The following is a 19,253-nucleotide window of genomic DNA, read 5'->3' as shown; positions in this document are numbered from 1 at the left end:
TGCTGCGGGCCGGCCGGGGGAGCGGCCGGACCGGTTCACTTGATGAAGCTCGCAGAGAGCGGGTAGCGGTAGAGCTGGCCCTCGTTGGCTTTGATGCCAGCGATGATGCCGAACACGGCACCGAGGATGATGGCCGCCCCGACCCCGATGAAGCCGATCAGGATGCAGGACAGCACCCAGCCGACCAGACCGACGATCGACCAGATGAGCTGGAAGTTGAGCGCTGCCACAGCGTGCGCCCGCACCGTCGGGGACTGGTTGCCGCGTGCCAGCATCGCCACCAGCGGGGCGATCCAGCCGAGCACGCCGCCGCTGATGATCATGCCGGCGGCGCCGCCGAAGTGCGCGACCAACGCCCAGGTCTTGTCCTCGTTGTTGGCATAGCCGCCGCCGGGGCCGCCGTAGGCGCCACCGGTCGGGTAGCCGCCAGCGGGGTAACCGCCGGGCGGGGGGTAACCGCCGGGCGGCGGATAGCCACCCGCCGGAGGGTAGCCACCTGACGGCGGTTGGTCACCGGTGGGCGGCGGATAGCCACCGGCCGGGGGATAGCCGCCCGGGCCGGGTGCCCCGGACAGTGGTGCGGTGGGCGGCTCGGCCGACGGGAAAGAACTCGGGGAGGTCGGCTCCGGCGGGTAGTCGCCGGGCTCACCCGCTCCGGGAGGGCGAGGAGGTTCAGTCATGGATGTCACGGTAGAGGCCCGTGGCAACGCCGCACCAGAGCGACTCCGCCCGGCAGTCTGGGCCGATCGGCCCAGCGGGGTGGCGCGGGCCGCAGCGATGAGCCGCCGTTGATCATCGCGCCGGCGGGTACGCCGACGTAGACTGGCACTCGTTACAGTCGAGTGCCAGGACGGCTCGGCCGGCCCATGGCGCCGGCGGCCGACGTGCGACAGGAGGTGCGGAGAATGGGTCTCGACGACCGGAAGCTCGCCGTGCTCCGCGCGATCGTCGAGGACTACGTCTCCACCCAGGAGCCGGTCGGCAGCAAGGCGCTGGTCGAGCGGCACCAGCTCGGCGTCTCCCCGGCCACGGTCCGCAACGACATGGCCGTGCTGGAGGAAGAGGGCTACATCCGGCAGCCGCACACCAGCGCCGGCCGGGTGCCCACCGATCGCGGCTACCGCCTCTTCGTCGACCGGTTGTCCCGGGTCAAGCCGCTCACCCCGGCCGAGCGCCGGGCCATCGAGCGCTTCCTGGTCGGCGCGGTCGACCTCGACGACGTGGTGCACCGCACGGTGCGGCTGCTCGCTCAGCTGACCCGGCAGGTGGCCGTCGTGCAGTACCCGAGCCTGGCTCGTTCCTCGGTTCGTCACCTGGAGCTGGTGCCGATCTCCACCACCCGGCTGATGCTCGTCATGATCGCCGACACCGGGCGCGTGGAGCAGCGGCTGGTGGAGCTGCCCGGGCCGGTGCCCGCCGACAACGTCACCGACCTGCGTCGGTTGGTCAACGAAAAGCTCGCCGGTGCCCGGCTGTCCGACACCCCGCCGTTGGTGCAGGCGCTTGTCGAAGAGGCGCCGGCCGAGCTGCGTCCGACGATGACCACCCTCGCCACGGTGCTCCTGGAGACGCTGGTCGAGCGCCACGAGGAACGCATCGCCCTGGCCGGCACCGCCAACCTCACCCGGGGCGGCCTGCTCGACTTCCAGGGTTCGCTGCGGCCGATCCTCGAGGCGCTGGAGGAGGAGGTCGTGCTCCTCAAGCTCATCGGCGAGACCGAGCCGAGCACGACCCGGGTGCTGATCGGCGACGAGAACGAGTTCGACAACCTGCGCGCCGCCTCCGTGGTCAGCACCGGGTACGGCCCCGGCGCCACGATCGTCGGCGGCCTGGGGGTGCTGGGGCCCACCCGGATGGACTACCCCGGCAATATCGCCACGGTGCGCGCCGTGGCACGCTACGTGGGCGAGTTGCTGGCCCAGAACTGACAGTCAGGGCCGACGGCCGGCTGCCGCCGGATCGGCGCAACGCGAGACGAACATGAGGACACGGAACGCAGTGGCCAGGGACTACTACGGCATTCTCGGTGTGAGCCGGGAAGCCTCCGATGACGAGATCAAGCGCGCCTACCGCAAGTTGGCGCGCCAGTTCCACCCGGACGTCAATCCGGACCCGGAGGCTCAGGAGAAGTTCAAGGACATCAACGCCGCGTACGAGGTCCTCTCGGACGACCGGAAGCGGCAGATCGTCGACCTGGGTGGCGACCCGCTCGCCCCGGGTGGCGGGGGCGGCGCTGGCGGCCCGGGTGGTCCGGGTGGTGCCGGCCCGTTCGTCGGTTTCCAGGACATCATGGACGCGTTCTTCGGTGGCGCGGCCGGTGGCGCCCGTGGCCCGCGTCCGCGTACCCGCCCGGGTGCCGACGCGATCCTGCGACTCGAGTTGGACCTGCACGAGACGGCGTTCGGCGTCGAGGCGCCGATCACCGTCGACACCGCCGTGCTCTGCACCACCTGCTCCGGAGCGGGCACGGCCGCCGGCACCCACCTGGCGACCTGCGAGGCGTGCGCCGGGCGGGGTGAGGTGCAGTCGGTGCAGCGCACCTTCCTCGGCCAGGTGGTTTCCGCCCGGCCGTGCACCGTGTGCCAGGGCTACGGCACCACCATCCCGCACCCCTGCCCCACCTGCGCCGGCGACGGACGGGTGCGCACCCGCCGCTCGCTGACCGTCAAGATCCCGGCCGGCGTCGAGGACGGCATGCGGATCCGGCTGGCCCAGCAGGGCGAGGTGGGCCCGGGTGGCGGCACGGCCGGTGACCTCTACGTGGAGATCCACGAGCGGCCGCACGACGTGTACTCCCGCAAGGGCGACGACCTGCACTGCCGCGTCACCGTGCCGATGACCGCGGCGGCGCTCGGCACCCGCCTGACCATCAAGACCCTGGACAGCGAGGAGACGGTCGACGTCAAGGCCGGCACCCAGCCGGCCAGCACGCTGCGGCTGCGCGCCCGGGGTGTGCCACACCTGCGCGGCACCGGCCGCGGCGACCTCTACGTGCACCTGGACGTCCGGACGCCGACAAAGCTCGACCCGGACCAGGAGAAGATGCTGCGCGACTTCGCCAAGACCCGCGGTGAGGAGGTCGCCGAGTTGTCCAAGCAGGGCGGCTTCTTCTCCCGGATGCGCGACGCGTTCAACGGGCACGCCTGAGGTGTCCGCGCCGCTGTTCCTGGTCGAGGCGCTGCCCACCGGCGACGCATTCACCCTGGACGGCCCGGAGGGGCACCACGCCGCGACCGTGCAGCGGCTGCGCGTCGGCGAGGAGTTGCTGCTCGCCGACGGTCGGGGCGGCACGGCCACCGCGGTGGTCACCGCGGTCGGCCGGGGCAGCCTGGAGGTCACCATCACCTCGCGGGGGTACGCGGACGCGCCCGTACCCCGGCTGGTGACCGTGCAGGGCATCGCCAAGGGCGACCGGGGTGAGCTGGCCGTGCAGGCGATGACCGAGGTCGGGGTCGACGAGATCGTGCCCTGGGCGGCGTCCCGCTCGGTGACGCAGTGGCGCGGCGACCGTGGCGTACGCGCCCGGGACAAGTGGGTGGCCACCGCCCGGGAGGCGGCCAAGCAGGCGCGCCGCCCCTGGCTGCCGGTGGTGGCCGGTGCGCCCGACGAGTCCACCGCGACGGTGGCCCGCCGGATCGCCGGTGCCGCCGCCGGGTTCGTGCTGCACGAGGAGGCCCAGGAGCGGCTGACCACCGCCGAGCTGCCGTCCTCCGGTGAGATCGTCCTGGTGGTGGGGCCGGAAGGTGGCATCGCCCCGGCCGAGCTGACGGCTTTCCAGGAGGCCGGCGGCCGGCCGGTGCGGCTCGGGCCGGCCGTGCTGCGTACCTCCACCGCCGGCGTGGCGGCGCTCAGCGTGCTCGCCGCCCGGCTCGGCCGCTGGTAGTCCCAACCCTGCCGCTCGTGGTTCAGCTACGCAGGTAGGAAGCTCCGTTGAGGTCGACGATCGTGCCGGAGGTCCATTCGGCCTCCGGCGAGGCCAGCCAGTGCACGGCGGCGGCGATCTCCTCCGGTCGGGCCACCCGACCGAACGGGCTCTGCGCCCGGATGGCCGCGCCCTGCTCCCCGCGCAGGTGCTCGGTGGTCATGTCGGTCGCCACGAAGCCCGGCGCGACGGTGGCGACCGTGATGCCGTACGGCGCGAGCGCCACGGCGAGGGACTGGCCCAGTGCGTTCAGCCCCGCCTTGCTGGCGCCGTACGCCGGCTGGTCCGGCTCGCCGCGGAACGCACCTCGGGACGAGACGTTGACGATCCGGCCGCCGCGTTCCCGCATGTGCTGGGCAGCGCACCAGGTGACGTTGCCCGCCCCGGTCAGATTGGTCTCCAGCACCTGCCGCCAGCGCTTCTGCCACTGCTCGTAGGAGGCGCCGAAGACGGGGTGCGGGTCGTCCCGGTCGCCGTACATCCCGGCGTTGTTGACCAGCACGTCCAGACCGCCGAGCAGCTCGGCGGCCCGGTCCACCATGGCCCGGACCGCGTCCGGGTCGGTGAGGTCGGCACGGACCACCACGTGCCCGGTGCCGGGCAACTGCGCGCGCAGTTCCTCGGCCGCGTCGCCGGAGTCGCGGTGGTGGATCGCCACCCGATCACCACTGGTCGCGAACGCCGTCGCCACCGCGCGGCCGATCCCGCGTGAGGCACCGGTCACGAGTACCGCTCGATCTGTCATGCCGGCCATCCTGCCTGAGCCGTCGCGCCCCTACTTACACTGCCCCGATGGGATCCGATTGCCTGTTCTGCCGCATCGTCGCCGGGGAGATCCCGGCCACCGTGGTCCGGGAGACCGACACCACGCTCGCCTTCCGTGACATCGACCCGAAGGCGCCGGTGCACGTCCTGGTCATTCCGAAGGAGCATTACGCGGACATCGCCACGCTCGCCCAGGGTGACCCGGCGTTGACCGCGGACGTGCTGGCGACGTCCGCGGCGGTGGCCGAGGACGAGGGCCTGCTCGGCGACGGTTTCCGGCTGATGTTCAACACCGGCGCGTACGGCGGGCAGGAAGTGTTCCACGCGCACGCACACCTGCTCGGTGGCGCACCGCTCGGCCCGATGCTCGCTCGGGACCTGACATGAGCGAGCGCAGCGAGCGAACCAGCAGCCTGGCGCCTCGCGCCGGCGCGCAGCGAAGCGGAGCGGCGGCGTGAGCGCCGGTCCGGCGCCGGAATCCCGAGTGGACGAGCGCCTTGGCCGGCTGGTCCGGCGGGTGCAGGCCGACGCCCGGGTGCCGGCGGTGTCGGCGGCGCTGCACCGGGCCGACCGACCGCTCTGGAGCTGCACCATCGGCGCGACCGGCACCGACAACCCGCTGGGGCCGGGCACCCAGTTCCGGATCGGCTCGATCACCAAGACCTTCACCGCGGTGCTCGTCCTCCAGTGCCGCGACGACGGGCTGCTGGGCCTGGACGACCCGATCGGCCGGCACCTGGATCTCCCCGCGCACGGCGAGTTGACCGTCCGCCGGTTGCTGTCGCACACCGGTGGCCTGCAACGCGAGCCGTTCGGCGACGTCTGGGACAGCCTGCGCGCGCCGGACGCCGAGCAGTTGCTGGCTGAGCTGGACCGGGCCGAGCGGGTGCTGCCGACGGGCCGCCGGTTCCACTACTCCAACCTGGGTCTGGCCGTGCTGGGCCAACTCGTCGCCCGGTTGCGCGGCGAGAGTTGGGCGCAGTCGCTCACCGAGCGGGTTCTGACGCCGCTGGGGTTGACCGACACCACCGTGACCCCTCGGCCGACGGCGGCCACCGGGTTCCTGGTCGACGCGTACTCCGACGAGGCACACCCGGAGCCGCCGACCGATTTCGGCGCGGTCGGCCCGGCCGCCCAGCTCTGGAGCACCGCGACCGACCTGGCCCGCTGGGCGGCGTTCCTCGCCGACCCGGCCGCACTGGACCCGGCCGGTGTGGTCCTCGCCCCCGCGACGCTGGACGAGATGCGCTGGCCGCTGACCACCACCGACGAGACGCTCTGGGGCGCGGGCTTCGGGCTCGGGCTGATCCTGGTTCCGCAGGGGGATCGGGTGGTGCACGTGGGGCACGACGGGGCGATGCCCGGTTTCCTCGCCGCGGCGTACGGCCGGCGAGGAGGCGACGGCACGGCCGGCGCGATGGGCGCTGCGGTGCTCGGCTCGTCCGGCACGGCGGCCGAGGTGTTCGATCTACCGCACCGGCTGCTCGCGGCGGCGGTCGAGCACGACCCGGCCGAGATCGAGCCCTGGCGGCCTGGTGCACCCGCGCCGACGGCTCTGCGGGGAGTGCTCGGCCGTTGGTGGGGCGAGGGCTTCGAGTACGTCTTCTCCTGGCACGACGGCGCCCTGCGGGCGCGGGGGGCCGGTGACCCGGCGGGGCGTCCACCGGCGATCTTCACCCCCCTGCCGGACCAGCCGGACGTGTTCCGGACGGTCTCCGGTCGGGAGGCCGGTGAGCTGCTGCGGCTGACCCGGGACGAGGCTGGCGCGGTGGTCCGGATGCACTGGGCGACGTACCGGTTCACCCGCCACCAGGAGACCTTCGACCGGTACGACTTCCGGGCCGGGAGTTGATCGCGGCCAGCGGAAATGGGCGCGATGCGCCCCGCGTTGACCCGATACGATGGGTGTAACGTCCGCAGGCCGTGCCAGCAGAGCCGGCTTCGAGATCGAGAGCAGGTGGCGCAGGGCCCTTCGGCCCGACCTATGACCGGCACCCCACCTCCCGGCCCGCCCCGGGTGCAGACCAAGATCACCGTGCCCGACTCGAAGATCATGGTCAATCTGCTCGGCGCAGGCGACGAGATCCTTCGACTCGTCGAACGCTCGGTCAACAGTGACGTGCACGTCCGCGGCAACGAGATCACCATCACCGGTGACCCCGCGGACAACGCCCTCGCCGAGCGGGTCTTCAGTGAGCTGCTCGAACTCATCGAGAAAGGCGAGACCCTGACCACTGACGCCGTCCGGCGTACCGTCGGCATGCTCGAGCAGGGCAGTGCCGAGCGGCCCGCCGAGGTTCTGACGCTCAACATCCTCTCCCGTCGCGGGCGCACCATCCGCCCCAAGACCCTCGGGCAGAAGCGGTACGTCGACGCGATCGACACCCACACCATCGTCTTCGGCATCGGCCCGGCCGGCACCGGAAAGACCTACCTGGCGATGGCGAAGGCCGTCCAGGCGTTGCAGGCCAAGCAGGTCAACCGGATCATCCTGACCCGGCCGGCGGTGGAGGCGGGCGAGCGACTGGGCTTCCTGCCCGGCACGCTCAACGAGAAGATCGACCCGTACCTGCGCCCGCTCTACGACGCGTTGCACGAGATGCTCGACCCGGAGACGATCCCGAAGCTGATGGCCCAGGGGACGATCGAGGTCGCGCCACTCGCCTACATGCGCGGTAGGACCCTCAGCGACGCGTTCATCATCCTGGACGAAGCACAGAACACGACGCCCGAGCAGATGAAGATGTTCCTCACCCGGCTCGGCTTCAACTCCAAGATCGTCGTGACCGGTGACATCACCCAGGTGGACCTTCCCGGCGGGACGAGCAGCGGCCTGCGGGTCGTCCGGGAGATCCTGGAAAACGTCGACGACGTGCACTTCGCCCAGTTGTCCAGTTCCGACGTGGTTCGCCACCGGCTGGTCGGGGAGATCGTCGACGCGTACGCCCGCTGGGACGCCGAGCGGGAGAATCAGCAGGCGCAGGGCGTTCACGCCGTGCCCGGGCGACCCGCCCAGGGCGGCCGATCCGGCCGCCGCCGCTAAAGCAGAGGAAAGCAGTTGTCCATCGAGATCGCCAACGAGTCCGGTGTCGAGGTCGACACCGACGCCGTGCTCGCCGTCGCCCGGCACGCCCTCGACGAGATGGGGGTCAACCCCCTCGCCGAGTTGTCCGTGCTGCTGGTCGACATCGACTACATGACCGAGCTGAACCACCGCTGGATGGGTGGCGACGGCCCGACCGACGTGCTCGCCTTCCCCATGGACGAGGGCAGCGTCGACCACGGCCCGGGTGAGTCCGCGCCGGCCGGCGGCGAGCCAGCTCTGCTCGGCGACATCGTGCTCTGCCCGGAGGTCGCGGCCAAGCAGGCGGCGACCGCCGGGCACGCACCGGCCGACGAGCTGCACCTGCTCACCGTGCACGGGGTGCTGCACCTGCTCGGCTATGACCACGCCGAGCCGGAGGAGGAGCGGGAGATGTTCGCCCTCCAGGCCCGCCTGCTCACGAGCTGGCGGTCGACCCGCACCCAGTGATGTCCACTCCTCCGTTACTGGCGGCCGGCGCCACCGCCGGCCTTCCCGACCTGCAGCTGATCGTCTTCGCGGCCGGCCTGGTGGTGTTGGCCGGTCTGATCGCGATGACCGAGGCGGCGCTCGCCGCGGTCTCGCCAGCCCGGGCCGCCGAGCTGGCCCGCGACGGCGTGCGTGGCGCCCGCACCCTCCAGGTCGTCGCCGGCGACGTCGTCCGGCACCTCAACCTGCTCCTGCTGTTGCGGCTGCTCGCCGAGCTGACCGCCACCACACTGGTGGCGCTGGTCGCGGTGGACAGCTTCGGCGCCGGCTGGCGGGCCGCGCTGGTGACCGCCGGCGCGATGACCGTGGTCAGCTTCGTGGTGGTCGGCGTCGCTCCGCGCACCATCGGCCGGCAGCACGCGTACGCCGTGGGTCGAGCGGTGGCGCCGCTGGTCCGCTGGCTGGGCCGGGCGCTCAACCCGCTCGCGTCGTTGCTGATCCTGATCGGCAACGCGGTCACGCCGGGGCGTGGCTTCCGGGAGGGGCCGTTCGCCAGCCAGGTCGAGTTGCGTGAGCTGGTCGACCTGGCCGAGCAGCGCGGGGTGGTCGAGCACGGCGAGCGTCAGATGATCCACTCGGTGTTCGCGCTCGGGGACACCATCGCCCGAGAGGTGATGGTGCCGCGTACCGAAATGGTGTGGATCGAGGAGGGCAAGACGCTCGCGCAGGCGTTGGTGCTCTTCCTGCGTTCCGGCTTCTCCCGCATCCCGGTGATCGGCGAGAGCGTCGACGACGTGCTCGGTGTGCTCTACCTCAAGGATCTGATCCGGCGCTCCCGCGGCGGAGACCCGGAGGCCGAGCAGCTGCCGGTGGCGGAGCTGATGCGCCCGGCGACCTTCGTACCGGAGTCCAAGCCGGTCGACGACCTGCTGTCGGAGATGCAGGCGGCCCGCAACCACCTGGTCATCGTGGTCGACGAGTACGGCGGCACCGGCGGCCTGGTCACCATCGAGGACATCCTGGAGGAGATCGTCGGTGAGATCACCGACGAGTACGATGTCGAACGCCCGCCGGTCGAACGTCTGACGGACTCCTCGGTGCGGGTGACCGCCCGCCTGCCGGTGGAGACTCTGGGCGAGATGTTCGACACCGATCTGCCCACCGACGAGGTGGAGACGGTCGGTGGCCTGCTGGCCCAGTCGCTGGGACGCGTGCCGATCCCCGGCGCGGAGGTCGAGGTCGCCGGTCTCCGGCTGGTCGCCGAGGGCACCACCGGCCGGCGCAACCGGATCGACACCGTCCTGGTCAGCCGGGTGGAGTCGGGCCATGAGCAGGACACCGCGGGGCGCGGCGAACACGCCGGCCCCGGGCACGACACGAACAACTATCGAGACGACGAGAGGCAATCCGCCGATGCCTGACACATCCGCCGCGCCTGCCGCCCGGCCCACCCCCACCGCGTCGGGCGCGTTGAGCGCCGAGGACGGCAAACTCGTCGTCCTGGCCCGGGGAGCACGCGGACGGGTCGGCGCCGTAGAGGGCGCCGCGGTCCGGGATCAGGACGGCCGGACGTACGCCGCGGCAAGTGTCGCGTTGCCCTCGCTGACCCTCACCGCGTTGCAGTTGGCGGTCGCGTCGGCCGTGGCGGCAGGAGCAAGCCGGTTGGAGGCCGCAGTGGTGGTGACCGAGGCATCGACCCTGGATGGCGCCGGGCATGCGGCGGTGCGTGACCTCGCGGTGGACGCCCCGATCCACCTGGCCGCGCCGGACGGCACGGTCCTCGGCACGGTGACTCAGTGAGCCCCGTGCAGGACCCGCAGGGCCGGCCCTACCGGGCTGGGTTCGGTTGCTTCGTCGGCCGGCCCAACGCTGGCAAGTCGACGCTGACCAACGCCATCGTCGGCACCAAGATCGCGATCACCTCGAACAAGCCGCAGACCACCCGGCACGTCATCCGGGCCGTGCTGCACCGTCCGGAATCGCAGCTGGTCCTGGTCGACACCCCGGGCCTGCACCGCCCCCGTACCCTGCTCGGCGAGCGCCTCAACGACCTGGTCCGGTCCACCTGGACGGAGGTCGACGTGATCGGCCTGTGCATCCCGGCCGACGAGCCGGTCGGGCGTGGCGACCGGTTCATCAGCGGTGAGCTGGCCGAGTTGAAGGCGACCGTGTTGGCGGTGGTCACCAAGACCGACCTGGTGGACAAGCGCCGCCTGGCGGAGCAGTTGCTCGCCGTCAGCGAGATGGGGGAGTTCGCCGAGATCGTGCCGGTGAGCGCGGTCTCCGGGCACCAGGTCAACACCCTGGTCGACGTGATGACCAAGTACCTGCCGCAGTCGCCGCAGCTCTACCCGGACGACATGCTGACCGACGATCCCGAGCAGGTGCTGGTCGCGGAGCTGATCCGGGAGGCTGCCCTGGAGGGGGTCCGCGACGAGCTGCCGCACTCCATCGCCGTGGTGGTGGAGGAAATGATCCCCGAGGGTCAGGTCATGAAGATCTACGCCGACCTGTACGTGGAACGGCCCAGCCAGAAGGCCATCGTGCTCGGCCACAAGGCGAGCCGCCTCAAGGAGGTCGGCACCAACGCCCGCCGGCAGATCGAGGAGTTGCTGGGTGGCCGCGTCTATCTCGACCTGCACGTGCGGGTCGCGAAGGACTGGCAGCGTGACCCGAGGCAGTTGCGCAAGCTGGGTTTCTGACCTACCTCGTCGAGGCGGATGCCCGGCCGACGACATGATCATCTTCGGTCGGGCAGATGGGGAAGTTCACGTTCGGGTGGGGGCCGCGCCCGTTTGGTGCGGGAGCCGCGCAGGGTAGGGGAGATATGCCCCGCGTCCCCGACCGAGATGCAGGCTGATGCGCAACAGGTATCTCGATCTGCTCCGTTTCCTGGCCATCGTCCGAGTGATCGTCTACCACGTCACCGGGTACGCGACCCTCACCCTCGTCTTCCCAGCCATGTCGGTGATGTTCGCGCTGGCCGGCTCGCTGATGGCCGCGTCGCTGACCCGCTCCGGGCCGGCGGCGGTCGGGCGTCGACTGCGCCGGCTGCTGCCGTCGCTCTGGGTGCTCGCCGTGATCGTCGTACCGGCCATGCTGCTCAGCGGTCTGGCGGTGACCCCCCGAGTGCTGCTGTGGCTGTTTCCGATCACCGACCCGCCGGCCAACAACTGGGGTGCCCTGGCGCTGAGCGTCATCTGGTACCTGCGCGACTACCTCTGGTTCGTGCTCGCCTCACCCGTCGCGTTCTGGCTGTTTCGGCGTGCTCCACTGCTCACCCTGCTGGCCCCGTACCTCCTGCTGGTGGCGATCGAGGTGGGGATCTACCCGGCGCCGCCGCCGGTGCTGCGTGAGTTCGGGCTCTACTTCGGCGCGTGGATGCTCGGCTTCGCCCATCACGCCGGGATGCTGCGCCGGCTCTCCGGCCGGGTGCTCTACCCACTCGCACTCGCACTCGCGGTCGGCGGCGGCGCCTGGATCATCGGGCATCCCGGCCCGCGCGGGTACGACCTGAACGACAACCACCTGGGCAACGCCCTCTGGTCGGCCGCGTTCATCCTGATCGCGTTGGGTCGGGAACCCTCCGGGGTGAGCTGGCTGGGCCGCAGCCGACTGGCCGACCGGGCGGTGACCGTGGTCAACCGGCGGGCGCTCACCATCTACCTCTGGCACATGCCGTTCGTGGTGGCGCTCACTCCGCTGGTCGGCCTGGTGGGTTGGTCCCCTCGGCAACCGGTGGGATTGGCCATCCGGGTGCTGCTCGTCTTCGCGCTGGTCGGGCTGGTCACCTTGGCCGTCGGCTGGGTCGAGGACGTCGCCGCCCGTCGCCGGCCGGAGCTGATCCCCGGCGGCCCGATCCAGTCCGCCGAGCCGGCGGTCCGGGCGGGTACCGAATCGGCGCTCCGGGCCGACACTGCGCTCCGGGCCGACACTGCGCTCCGGGCCGACACTGCGCTCCGGGCTGACGGCGAAGCGGCGGACGGTGCCGGGACGGCGGGGGCGACCGGCGAACGAGCGGTGGTACCGGCGCAGCGGGTGGCTGGGGAGACCGCCAGCGTCGAGATCAACGCTGGCGGATCGTGAGATTGCCGCTGCTGGCCGAACCGTCGAGCATCAGGGACGCCGCCGGGTTGTCGGTGACGGTGACGGTCTTGTCGCCGGAGTTGGCGTTGGCTCGGACCCGGTAGCTGCCCTCCGGCACCAGCAGCGTGACGTCACCGCTGGACGCCTGGACCCGGGCCGAGGCGGGCTTGTCCAGCTCGACGTTCACATTGCCAGAGGTGGCCTCCGCGTCGACCGTGCCGCTCAGCCGGCGTGCGCTGATGTCTCCGGACGAGGCGCGCAGCCGTACCGCGGCAGCGGCCTCGCTCACCTCGATGTTGCCGGATTGGGCCTCCACCCCGAGCGCGCCCGACGCACCGGAGATCCGCACGTCGCCCGAGCTCACCCGTAGGTCCACCGCGCTTACCCGGCTCAGCTCGATGTTGCCGGAGCTGGTCTCGCCCTGCACCGCCACGCCCTCCGGCACCGTCACCTCGTACGAGATGCTGCACCGCGAGCCGCAGTTGGTGTCCAGCACCAGCTCGCTGCCCTTGATCTCGTACCGGGCGTTGTCGGGTTCACCGCCCTGGTAGCGCACCACCCGCTTGATCCGCACCTGGGACGCCGGGCCGGTGCCGCGGACCACCACGTCGCCCGAACCACCCGACAGGCGAATCGTGGTGATCTGGACTTCCTCGGTGTTGTCGTAGTCGAGCCGGCGGAACGACAGGTTGTCGCACCCGGCGAGCACGATGAGGGTGGCGGCGAGGCCCAGCGCGACGGGAGCGACGGTGCGACGACGGCGCGGGGTGGTGGTCCGGTGTAGTGCCATGGCCAGCACGCTACGGCCGAGCGCGAGCCCGGCGCATCGGGGTTCATCCGCGCATCCACCCCGAACCAACCCTGATTTCACACCCCGAGGGAGAATGGCCCGATGGCCGGGTATCGCCGACAGCTCTACCGCGACGACGCGGTGGTGCTGCGTGTGCAGAAACTCGGCGAGTCCGACCGGATCATCACCCTGCTCACCCGCCGGCACGGCCGGCTGCGCGCGGTGGCCCGGGGGATCCGCCGCACCACCAGCAAGTTCGGTGCCCGGCTGGAGCCGTTCGGCCACGTCGACCTCCAACTCGCTGGCGACCCGAAGGGCAACCACGGCAGCTCACTGCACACCGTCAGCCAGGTCGAGGGCATCGAGCTGTACGGCAAACGGTTCCTGGGGGATTACCCCCGCTACACGGCGGCCAGCGCGATCGCCGAGACGGCCGAACGGCTGACCCCGGTCGAGCGGGAGCCGTCGCTACGGCTGTTCCAGCTCACCGTGGGCGCACTGAAGGCGCTGTCCCGGGGCGAACATGACACCACCCTGGTGCTCGACGCGTACCTGCTGCGCGGGATGTCCCTCGCGGGCTGGGCGCCGGCGCTGATCGCCTGCGCGGTGTGCGGCACCCCCGGGCGGCACCGGGCGTTCTCCGTGCCGGCCGGCGGCGCGGTCTGCCCGGATTGTCGGCCGCCCGGGGCGGCCCACCCCGCGCCGGCCACCATCGACCTGATGTCCGCGCTGACCACCGGCGACTGGGTGGTCGCCGACGCCACCGACTCCGGCGTACGCCGGGAGTGCAGTGGGCTGGTCGCGGCTCACCTGCAGTGGCACCTGGAGCGCGCGTTACGCTCGCTGCCGCTGGTCGACCGGGGTCCCTCGGTGGCCGGCACGGCCCCGTCACCGGAAGGCACCGGGGCCGTGGTGCTCCAGCCACGTGGCGACATCGAGGCCGGGGCGGACAGCGCGAGCAGGGAGTGACCGAGTGATCCGATCGAAGAAGGCCGGCCGGCGCGAGCCGACGCCGCCGACACCGCATCCGTCCGGCGCCCGGCCGCCAGCGCTGCCCACCGAAGCGGTGCCGAAGCACGTGGCGGTGGTGATGGACGGCAACGGTCGCTGGGCCAAGGAACGCGGGCTGGCTCGCACCAAGGGGCACGAGGCGGGGGAGCACAGCCTCTTCGACACCATCGAGGGTGCCATCGAGATGGGCATCCCGTACCTGTCGGTGTACGCGTTCTCCACCGAGAACTGGCGGCGCTCGCCCGACGAGGTCCGGTTCCTGATGGGGTTCAACCGGGACGTGATCCGTCGCCGCCGCGACCAACTGGTCGACCTCGGCGTCCGGGTGGTCTGGTCGGGTCGGACCGGGCGGTTGTGGAAGAGCGTCATCTCCGAGTTGCAGACCGCCGAGGAGATGTCCCGCGACAACTCGACGTTGACCCTGCAGTTCTGCGTCAACTACGGCGGGCAGGCCGAGATCGGCGACGCCGCCGCCGCGATCGCCCGCGACGTGGCGGCCGGCCGGCTGGATCCGGCGAAGGTCAGTGAGAAGACCGTCGCCAAATACCTCTACCACCCGGAGGTCCCGGAGGTGGACCTGTTCCTGCGCCCCTCCGGGGAGGAACGGATCTCCAACTTCCTGCTCTGGCAGGCCGCGTACGCGGAGCTGGTCTTCCTGGACACGCTCTGGCCCGACTTCGATCGCCGCCACCTCTGGTATGCGTGCGAGTTGTACGCGCAGCGGGACCGACGCTTCGGCGGAGCGCTGCCCAACCCGGTCGCCCCGGTCGTCTGAGTCGACGCGCTTACCCTCACGTCACTCTGGGTATCACCTATGTCAGAAGCCACTGACGGAGGTGAACCCACATGATCCAGAAGCGCATTGCCCAGTGGGCGGTGATGGCGGTAGCGGTGCCACTGGCGGCTGCCGGTGCCCGCCGGCTCAGCCACACCCTGGAGGCCCGGCGTGGTCCCTCCGGGGCGACGCGGATGCTGACCAGAGGTGCGGACCTGATCCGCCCGCAAAAGGCCAAGCGCCGCCGGCTCTTCTGACCCCCAGACCCCACCTTCCGGCGCCGTCCGCACACCGTGCAGGCGGTGCCGGCCCATGCCCGCTTCATCCCGACCCGGCTCACCCTCGCGGTCGGTTGTTCTGGGGTCCTGCGGGACGGGGACGGGTAGGGTCCGGAGGTGGTGGGACGACGGCGATGGGGGTGGAAGTGCGGGACCTTCGGTACAAGATGATCATGGCGTTGAACGCGGCTGACCTCGGTGATCCGATGTGCGAGCAGGTAGCCGACATCTGTGCCGAGATCGCCGAGCAGCACTGCGCCGAATTCGGTCACACACCGCAGCTGCGTACCGGCGAGATCGCCGAGCTGGCCACCGGCGACCCGGCCCTGACCTGGGCGCCGACGACCTCCGACACCGGGCAGCGTGCCTGGTGACCGCCCCCGCCCCCGCGGTCGACGTCCGCCGTGGTGAGGATCGCTTCGCCACCCGGATCTCCTGGCTCGACTCCAAGCACTCGTTCTCGTTCTCCCGGCACTACGACCCGGCCAACACCCACCACGGTCTGCTGCTGGTCAACAACGACGACGTGGTGCACCCGGGGGCCGGCTTCGAAACCCACCCGCACCAGGACATGGAGATCATCACCTGGGTGCTGCGCGGCTCCCTGGTGCATCAGGACTCCACCGGGCACTCCGGGGTGATCTACCCGGGCCTGGCCCAGCGGATGAGCGCCGGCACCGGCATTCTGCACTCCGAGAAGAACGACGCCTGGCGGCTCAACAACCAGGAGCCGCACACCGACCCGGTCCACTTCGTGCAGATGTGGGTGCTCCCCGACGAGGAGGGCGTCGACCCCGGTTACGAACAGCTGGAGATCGAGGACGAGCTGCTCCGTGGCGGCCTGGTGCCGATCGCCTCCGGGATGGACCGCTACGACGGGGCGTCGGCGATTCGGATCCGCAACCGGTACGCGACTCTGCACGCCGCCCGTCTCGCCCCCGGCGACGAGGTCACCATCCCCGACGCGCCCTTCGTGCACCTGTATGTGCCCAACGGCACGGTGATCCTGGAGGACAGCGGCCCGCTCGGCACCGGCGACGCGGCCCGGCTCACCAGGACCGGCGGCCGGCGGGTCACCGCCGACGAACCAGCCGAGATCCTCGTCTGGGAGATGCACGCCACCGTCGCCTGACGCTTACCCGCGCCAGAAGCGGCCCCGGCGCCGCCGTGATCTCGCCCGAACATGGATGTAGTGGCCTCCCCGCCGGGGCAGACCACTACATCCAGGGTCGGGCACGATCACGGCGGCGCGGGGCACCAGTTCCCGGCTACGCAGGCGACTCGGTGCGGTCGCCGGCCCAGGTGGTGTGGAACGAGCCCTCGCGGTCCACCCGCTGGTAGGTGTGCGCACCGAAGTTGTCCCGCAGGCCCTGGATCAGCGCGGCGGGCAGCCGCTCGGCGCGCAGCGCGTCAAAGTACGCCAGCGACGACGAGAACGCGGGCGTCGGCACACCGGCCCGGGCCGCGTCGGCCACCACCCGCCGCCAGCTCGGCACGCCAGCGCCGACCGCCTCGGCGAAGTACGGCGCCACCAGCAGCGTCGGCAGGTCGGGCTGTTCGTCGTACGCCTCGCGGATCCGGTCCAGGAAGCGGGCGCGGATGATGCAGCCGCCCCGCCAGATCGTCGCCATGCCTCCCAGGTCGATGTCCCAGTCGTACTCCTGGCTGCCGGCGCGAATGTGGTCGAAACCCTGCGCGTACGCGACGATCTTGGAGGCGAGCAGCGCGCGGCGAACGTCCTCGACGAAGGCGTTCCGGTCCGCGACCTGCCACTTCTCACCCGCGTCCGGGAACGCCCGCCGCGCGGCCTCCCGCTGGTCGACGTGCCCGGAGAGCGAGCGGGCGAAGGTCGCCTCGGCGATCCCGGTGATCGGAATACCCAGGTCCAGTGCACTCTGCACGGTCCACCGGCCGGTGCCCTTCTGCTCGGCCCGGTCCTGCACGATGTCGACGAACGAGCGGCCGGTCGCCGCGTCGGTGTGCGCGAGCACGTCGGCCGTGATCTCGATGAGGAACGACTCCAACTCGCCGTTGTTCCAGTCGCGGAAGATCTCCGCGATCTCCGCTGGATCCGCGCCCAGACCGGCCCGAAGCAGGTCGTACGCCTCGGCGATGAGCTGCATGTCGGCGTACTCGATGCCGTTGTGCACCATCTTGACGAAGTGCCCGGCGCCGTCCGGCCCGATGTGCCTGCAGCACGGCACACCGTCCACCTGGGCGGCGATCTTCTCGAACATCGGCCCGAGCTTCGCGTACGACTCGGTGGAGCCGCCGGGCATGATGCTCGGCCCCAGCAGCGCACCCTCCTCACCACCCGAAACGCCGGTGCCGCTGAAGTGCAGCCCCTGCGTGCGCAGCGCCTCCTCCCGACGGCGGGTGTCGGCGAAATGCGCGTTGCCACAGTCGACGATGATGTCGCCCTCCTCCAGCAGCGGCACCAACTCGTCGATCACCGCATCGGTGGGAGCGCCCGCCTTGACCATCACGATCACCGCGCGGGGCCGTTCCAGCGACGCCACGAACTCGGCCATCGTCTCGCCCGGCACGAACGTGCCCTCGTCGCCATGCTCGGCGACCAGACTGCGAGTGCGCTCCGGCGAGCGGTTGTGCACTGCCACCGTGAAGCCGTTGCGGGCCAGGTTGCGGGCCAGGTTTCGGCCCATCACCGCCAACCCGGTCACACCGATCTGCGCCGTCGCCTGTTCAGCCATCCGTGCCGCCACCTTTCGCCGTCGTGCTGGTGTGCTGCTGCTGTGCTGCGACCGTATCGTGGTGAGCGGCGGTACGGGCATGTCGTCGACTGTCGGTCACCGGCCGGTGGCGCTCAGCCCTGGGCCAGTCGATCCTCCACGTGCGCCACCTTCGCAGTGAGCGCGTCGGTCACCCCCGGTCGGATGTCGGCCTTGAGCACCACACTCACCCGGGGCGCCTGCGCGGCGACCACGTCGACAGCCCGCTTGACGACCGCCATCACCTCGTCCCACTCACCCTCGATGGTGGTGAACATGGCATCGGTGCGGTTGGGCAGGCCGCAGTCGCGGACCACCCGCACCGCCTCGGCGACCAGGTCACCGACGGACTCACCGACACCGAGCGGAGTTACCGAGAACGCGATCAGCATGCCGCTGATGGTGCCAGGAAAAACCGGCTGCGCAGACGTACGACGAGCCGATAGTGTGCGGACATGCGCAACTGACGCCCCTTCTCCGAGCCGGCCCGCCGCCCCGCGTCGCGGTCCGTGCGCTCCCGGGCGTCCCGCATCCCACCCGCAGTTCGGCGGTGCTGGCTGTGCCCGACCCCGGTGAGCAGATCCTCTCCCGTTCGACCGTCGCGCCGCGACGGTCACCAGCCGATCCGACCGACCGCCGGAGCGCGGGACCGGCCGTGACGGTCGGCACCGAAGGAGGCCCGGATGCCCGCCAGGCGCAACCCGAAGAAGTCCCGTAAGACCCCGCTCGGCACCGACCCGACGATTGAGCGCGGCTCGCTCCCCGCCTTGGCGGTGGGGCCGGCTGCATCGGCTCTACCGGCTGCCTCGGCTCTGCAGGCTCTACCGGTGCCGGCTCTACCGACTCGTCCGGTCGAGTCGACCCTGCCGGTCGACGTGCCGACGAGCGACGTGCCGGTGGAGGTCGATGTGCCCTCGATGGACGACGCGTTGGTCGTACCCCCGCTGATCCACGTGCCGACAGCGTTGGACGTGCCCCCGGTGGTCGATCCGTCGTTGACCGCCGGGCGGCCGGCGGCACCGAAGGCCGGACCGCCGCAGACCGGCGGAGGCCGCTCCGCCGGAGGCAAGAGTCAGCGAGCCGGTCAGCCGCGCCGCTACGCCTTCCGCCGCAGCTAAACCAACCCACTCACCCACCCACCCACCACCCACCCACCCACCACCCACCCACCCACCCACCATCCGCCCCGCCCCGCCCCGCCGCCCTGCCCGCCCCGCCGCCCCGCCCTGCCGCCCCTGCCCTGCCGCCCTTGCCCCGCCGATCTTGCAGTTTCTGACGCCGACGTCCGATTGTCTCGGCGAGAGGGGGAGGGACCCCTGCGGCCCGAACCGGACTCGGACATGATCGACTCCATGTCGCCGATGTGGCGGCATCCCGCCTCTCGGA

The 19,253-nt window shown here is 71.4% G+C and carries 22 protein-coding genes; 17 read left to right on the top strand and 5 right to left on the bottom strand.

Annotation, left to right across the window (positions count from 1 at the left end; genetic code table 11):
* Positions 1-35: 35 nt before the first annotated feature.
* Positions 36-680 carry a DUF4870 domain-containing protein gene (locus JOD64_RS07560; RefSeq protein WP_204941584.1) on the bottom strand — a complete coding sequence of 215 codons (645 nt, stop codon included), beginning with the start codon at positions 678-680 and terminating at the stop codon, positions 36-38.
* Between the two features lie 225 nt (positions 681-905).
* On the opposite strand from JOD64_RS07560, the gene hrcA reads away from it, so the two are divergent.
* The 3 genes from hrcA to JOD64_RS07545 all read left to right on the top strand — a co-directional run bounded on the left by hrcA (position 906) and on the right by JOD64_RS07545 (position 3,883).
* Positions 906-1,928, top strand: a complete 1,023-nt coding sequence (gene hrcA, locus JOD64_RS07555; protein WP_204941583.1) for a heat-inducible transcriptional repressor HrcA — start codon at positions 906-908, stop codon at positions 1,926-1,928.
* 70 nt (positions 1,929-1,998) lie between these two features.
* Complete coding sequence (dnaJ, locus tag JOD64_RS07550; protein ID WP_184188132.1) at positions 1,999-3,147, top strand: molecular chaperone DnaJ; 1,149 nt, start codon at positions 1,999-2,001, stop codon at positions 3,145-3,147.
* Position 3,148: 1 nt separating this feature from the next.
* Positions 3,149-3,883: a 16S rRNA (uracil(1498)-N(3))-methyltransferase gene (locus JOD64_RS07545; RefSeq protein WP_204941582.1), complete on the top strand. Its 735-nt coding sequence runs from the start codon at positions 3,149-3,151 to the stop codon at positions 3,881-3,883.
* Positions 3,884-3,905: 22 nt separating this feature from the next.
* On the opposite strand, the gene JOD64_RS07540 is transcribed toward JOD64_RS07545, so the two are convergent.
* The gene (locus tag JOD64_RS07540) at positions 3,906-4,667 is read right to left on the bottom strand and encodes an SDR family NAD(P)-dependent oxidoreductase (RefSeq protein ID WP_204941581.1); all 762 of its coding nucleotides are present in this window, start codon (positions 4,665-4,667) and stop codon (positions 3,906-3,908) included.
* A gap of 47 nt (positions 4,668-4,714) precedes the next feature.
* On the opposite strand from JOD64_RS07540, the gene JOD64_RS07535 reads away from it, so the two are divergent.
* The 8 genes from JOD64_RS07535 (at position 4,715) to JOD64_RS07500 (ending at position 12,284) form a co-directional block, all read left to right on the top strand.
* Positions 4,715-5,074 (top strand): histidine triad nucleotide-binding protein, encoded by a 360-nt coding sequence (locus JOD64_RS07535; protein WP_204941580.1) that lies wholly within the window; start codon positions 4,715-4,717, stop codon positions 5,072-5,074.
* A gap of 67 nt (positions 5,075-5,141) precedes the next feature.
* Positions 5,142-6,539: a serine hydrolase domain-containing protein gene (locus JOD64_RS07530; RefSeq protein ID WP_204941579.1), complete on the top strand. Its 1,398-nt coding sequence runs from the start codon at positions 5,142-5,144 to the stop codon at positions 6,537-6,539.
* A gap of 132 nt (positions 6,540-6,671) precedes the next feature.
* On the top strand, positions 6,672-7,730 hold the full coding sequence (locus tag JOD64_RS07525) for a PhoH family protein (RefSeq protein WP_204941578.1): 1,059 nt from the start codon (positions 6,672-6,674) through the stop codon (positions 7,728-7,730).
* A 15-nt stretch (positions 7,731-7,745) separates the two neighbouring features.
* Positions 7,746-8,219: an rRNA maturation RNase YbeY gene (ybeY, locus tag JOD64_RS07520; protein WP_110562700.1), complete on the top strand. Its 474-nt coding sequence runs from the start codon at positions 7,746-7,748 to the stop codon at positions 8,217-8,219.
* Positions 8,195-9,619, top strand: coding sequence for a hemolysin family protein (locus JOD64_RS07515; RefSeq protein ID WP_204945951.1), 1,425 nt, complete (start codon positions 8,195-8,197; stop codon positions 9,617-9,619). Before ybeY ends, JOD64_RS07515 begins: the two co-directional genes overlap by 25 nt.
* On the top strand, positions 9,612-9,998 hold the full coding sequence (locus tag JOD64_RS07510; protein ID WP_204941577.1) for a cytidine deaminase-like protein: 387 nt from the start codon (positions 9,612-9,614) through the stop codon (positions 9,996-9,998). Before JOD64_RS07515 ends, JOD64_RS07510 begins: the two co-directional genes overlap by 8 nt.
* 5 nt (positions 9,999-10,003) lie before the next feature.
* Positions 10,004-10,900: a GTPase Era gene (gene era / locus JOD64_RS07505; RefSeq protein ID WP_372434232.1), complete on the top strand. Its 897-nt coding sequence runs from the start codon at positions 10,004-10,006 to the stop codon at positions 10,898-10,900.
* A 157-nt stretch (positions 10,901-11,057) separates the two neighbouring features.
* Positions 11,058-12,284, top strand: a complete 1,227-nt coding sequence (locus JOD64_RS07500; RefSeq protein WP_204941575.1) for an acyltransferase family protein — start codon at positions 11,058-11,060, stop codon at positions 12,282-12,284.
* Here JOD64_RS07500 and JOD64_RS07495 read toward each other — a convergent pair.
* Positions 12,265-13,074: a DUF4097 family beta strand repeat-containing protein gene (locus tag JOD64_RS07495; protein WP_204941574.1), complete on the bottom strand. Its 810-nt coding sequence runs from the start codon at positions 13,072-13,074 to the stop codon at positions 12,265-12,267. The genes JOD64_RS07500 and JOD64_RS07495 overlap by 20 nt on opposite strands.
* Positions 13,075-13,176: 102 nt before the next feature.
* Here JOD64_RS07495 and recO point away from each other — a divergent pair, with 102 nt between their 5' ends.
* The 5 genes from recO (at position 13,177) to JOD64_RS07470 (ending at position 16,270) form a co-directional block, all read left to right on the top strand.
* Positions 13,177-14,043 (top strand): DNA repair protein RecO, encoded by an 867-nt coding sequence (gene recO, locus JOD64_RS07490; RefSeq protein WP_204941573.1) that lies wholly within the window; start codon positions 13,177-13,179, stop codon positions 14,041-14,043.
* A 4-nt stretch (positions 14,044-14,047) separates the two neighbouring features.
* Positions 14,048-14,860 carry an isoprenyl transferase gene (locus JOD64_RS07485; RefSeq protein WP_204941572.1) on the top strand — a complete coding sequence of 271 codons (813 nt, stop codon included), beginning with the start codon at positions 14,048-14,050 and terminating at the stop codon, positions 14,858-14,860.
* A gap of 71 nt (positions 14,861-14,931) precedes the next feature.
* Entirely contained in the window at positions 14,932-15,117 is a 186-nt protein-coding gene (locus JOD64_RS07480; protein WP_204941571.1) for a hypothetical protein, read from the top strand.
* A gap of 155 nt (positions 15,118-15,272) precedes the next feature.
* On the top strand, positions 15,273-15,512 hold the full coding sequence (locus JOD64_RS07475) for a thioredoxin reductase (RefSeq protein WP_239559446.1): 240 nt from the start codon (positions 15,273-15,275) through the stop codon (positions 15,510-15,512).
* Positions 15,509-16,270: a pirin family protein gene (locus JOD64_RS07470; RefSeq protein WP_204941570.1), complete on the top strand. Its 762-nt coding sequence runs from the start codon at positions 15,509-15,511 to the stop codon at positions 16,268-16,270. The genes JOD64_RS07475 and JOD64_RS07470 overlap by 4 nt, the downstream gene beginning before the upstream one ends.
* Before the next feature lie 136 nt (positions 16,271-16,406).
* Here JOD64_RS07470 and gnd read toward each other — a convergent pair whose 3' ends face one another.
* Together gnd and JOD64_RS07460 are read right to left on the bottom strand one after the other, a co-directional pair.
* The gene (gene gnd / locus JOD64_RS07465) at positions 16,407-17,849 is read right to left on the bottom strand and encodes an NADP-dependent phosphogluconate dehydrogenase (RefSeq protein WP_204941569.1); all 1,443 of its coding nucleotides are present in this window, start codon (positions 17,847-17,849) and stop codon (positions 16,407-16,409) included.
* A 113-nt stretch (positions 17,850-17,962) separates the two neighbouring features.
* Complete coding sequence (locus tag JOD64_RS07460) at positions 17,963-18,259, bottom strand: MTH1187 family thiamine-binding protein (protein WP_204941568.1); 297 nt, start codon at positions 18,257-18,259, stop codon at positions 17,963-17,965.
* 291 nt (positions 18,260-18,550) lie between these two features.
* On the opposite strand from JOD64_RS07460, the gene JOD64_RS07455 reads away from it, so the two are divergent.
* Entirely contained in the window at positions 18,551-18,985 is a 435-nt protein-coding gene (locus tag JOD64_RS07455; RefSeq protein ID WP_204941567.1) for a hypothetical protein, read from the top strand.
* Positions 18,986-19,253: the final 268 nt, after the last annotated feature.

Origin of the sequence: Micromonospora luteifusca, from assembly GCF_016907275.1 — a bacterium.
Taxonomy (GTDB): Bacteria; Actinomycetota; Actinomycetes; order Mycobacteriales; family Micromonosporaceae; genus Micromonospora; species Micromonospora luteifusca.
The sequence above is the reverse complement of the archived record's forward strand: the minus strand, read 5'-3'. Positions and strand labels throughout refer to the sequence as shown.

Excerpts from the sequence above, each read along its gene's own strand:
- JOD64_RS07560 (WP_204941584.1), bottom strand. The coding sequence starts at position 680 with ATGACTGAACCTCCTCGCCCTCCCGGAGCGGGTGAGCCCGGCGACTAC.
- hrcA (WP_204941583.1), top strand. The coding sequence starts at position 906 with ATGGGTCTCGACGACCGGAAGCTCGCCGTGCTCCGCGCGATCGTCGAG.
- JOD64_RS07540 (WP_204941581.1), bottom strand. The coding sequence starts at position 4,667 with ATGACAGATCGAGCGGTACTCGTGACCGGTGCCTCACGCGGGATCGGC.
- JOD64_RS07535 (WP_204941580.1), top strand. The coding sequence starts at position 4,715 with ATGGGATCCGATTGCCTGTTCTGCCGCATCGTCGCCGGGGAGATCCCG.
- JOD64_RS07525 (WP_204941578.1), top strand. The coding sequence starts at position 6,672 with ATGACCGGCACCCCACCTCCCGGCCCGCCCCGGGTGCAGACCAAGATC.
- JOD64_RS07510 (WP_204941577.1), top strand. The coding sequence starts at position 9,612 with ATGCCTGACACATCCGCCGCGCCTGCCGCCCGGCCCACCCCCACCGCG.
- JOD64_RS07500 (WP_204941575.1), top strand. The coding sequence starts at position 11,058 with ATGCGCAACAGGTATCTCGATCTGCTCCGTTTCCTGGCCATCGTCCGA.
- JOD64_RS07495 (WP_204941574.1), bottom strand. The coding sequence starts at position 13,074 with ATGGCACTACACCGGACCACCACCCCGCGCCGTCGTCGCACCGTCGCT.
- recO (WP_204941573.1), top strand. The coding sequence starts at position 13,177 with ATGGCCGGGTATCGCCGACAGCTCTACCGCGACGACGCGGTGGTGCTG.
- JOD64_RS07480 (WP_204941571.1), top strand. The coding sequence starts at position 14,932 with ATGATCCAGAAGCGCATTGCCCAGTGGGCGGTGATGGCGGTAGCGGTG.
- JOD64_RS07475 (WP_239559446.1), top strand. The coding sequence starts at position 15,273 with ATGGGGGTGGAAGTGCGGGACCTTCGGTACAAGATGATCATGGCGTTG.
- gnd (WP_204941569.1), bottom strand. The coding sequence starts at position 17,849 with ATGGCTGAACAGGCGACGGCGCAGATCGGTGTGACCGGGTTGGCGGTG.
- JOD64_RS07460 (WP_204941568.1), bottom strand. The coding sequence starts at position 18,259 with ATGCTGATCGCGTTCTCGGTAACTCCGCTCGGTGTCGGTGAGTCCGTC.
- JOD64_RS07455 (WP_204941567.1), top strand. The coding sequence starts at position 18,551 with ATGCCCGCCAGGCGCAACCCGAAGAAGTCCCGTAAGACCCCGCTCGGC.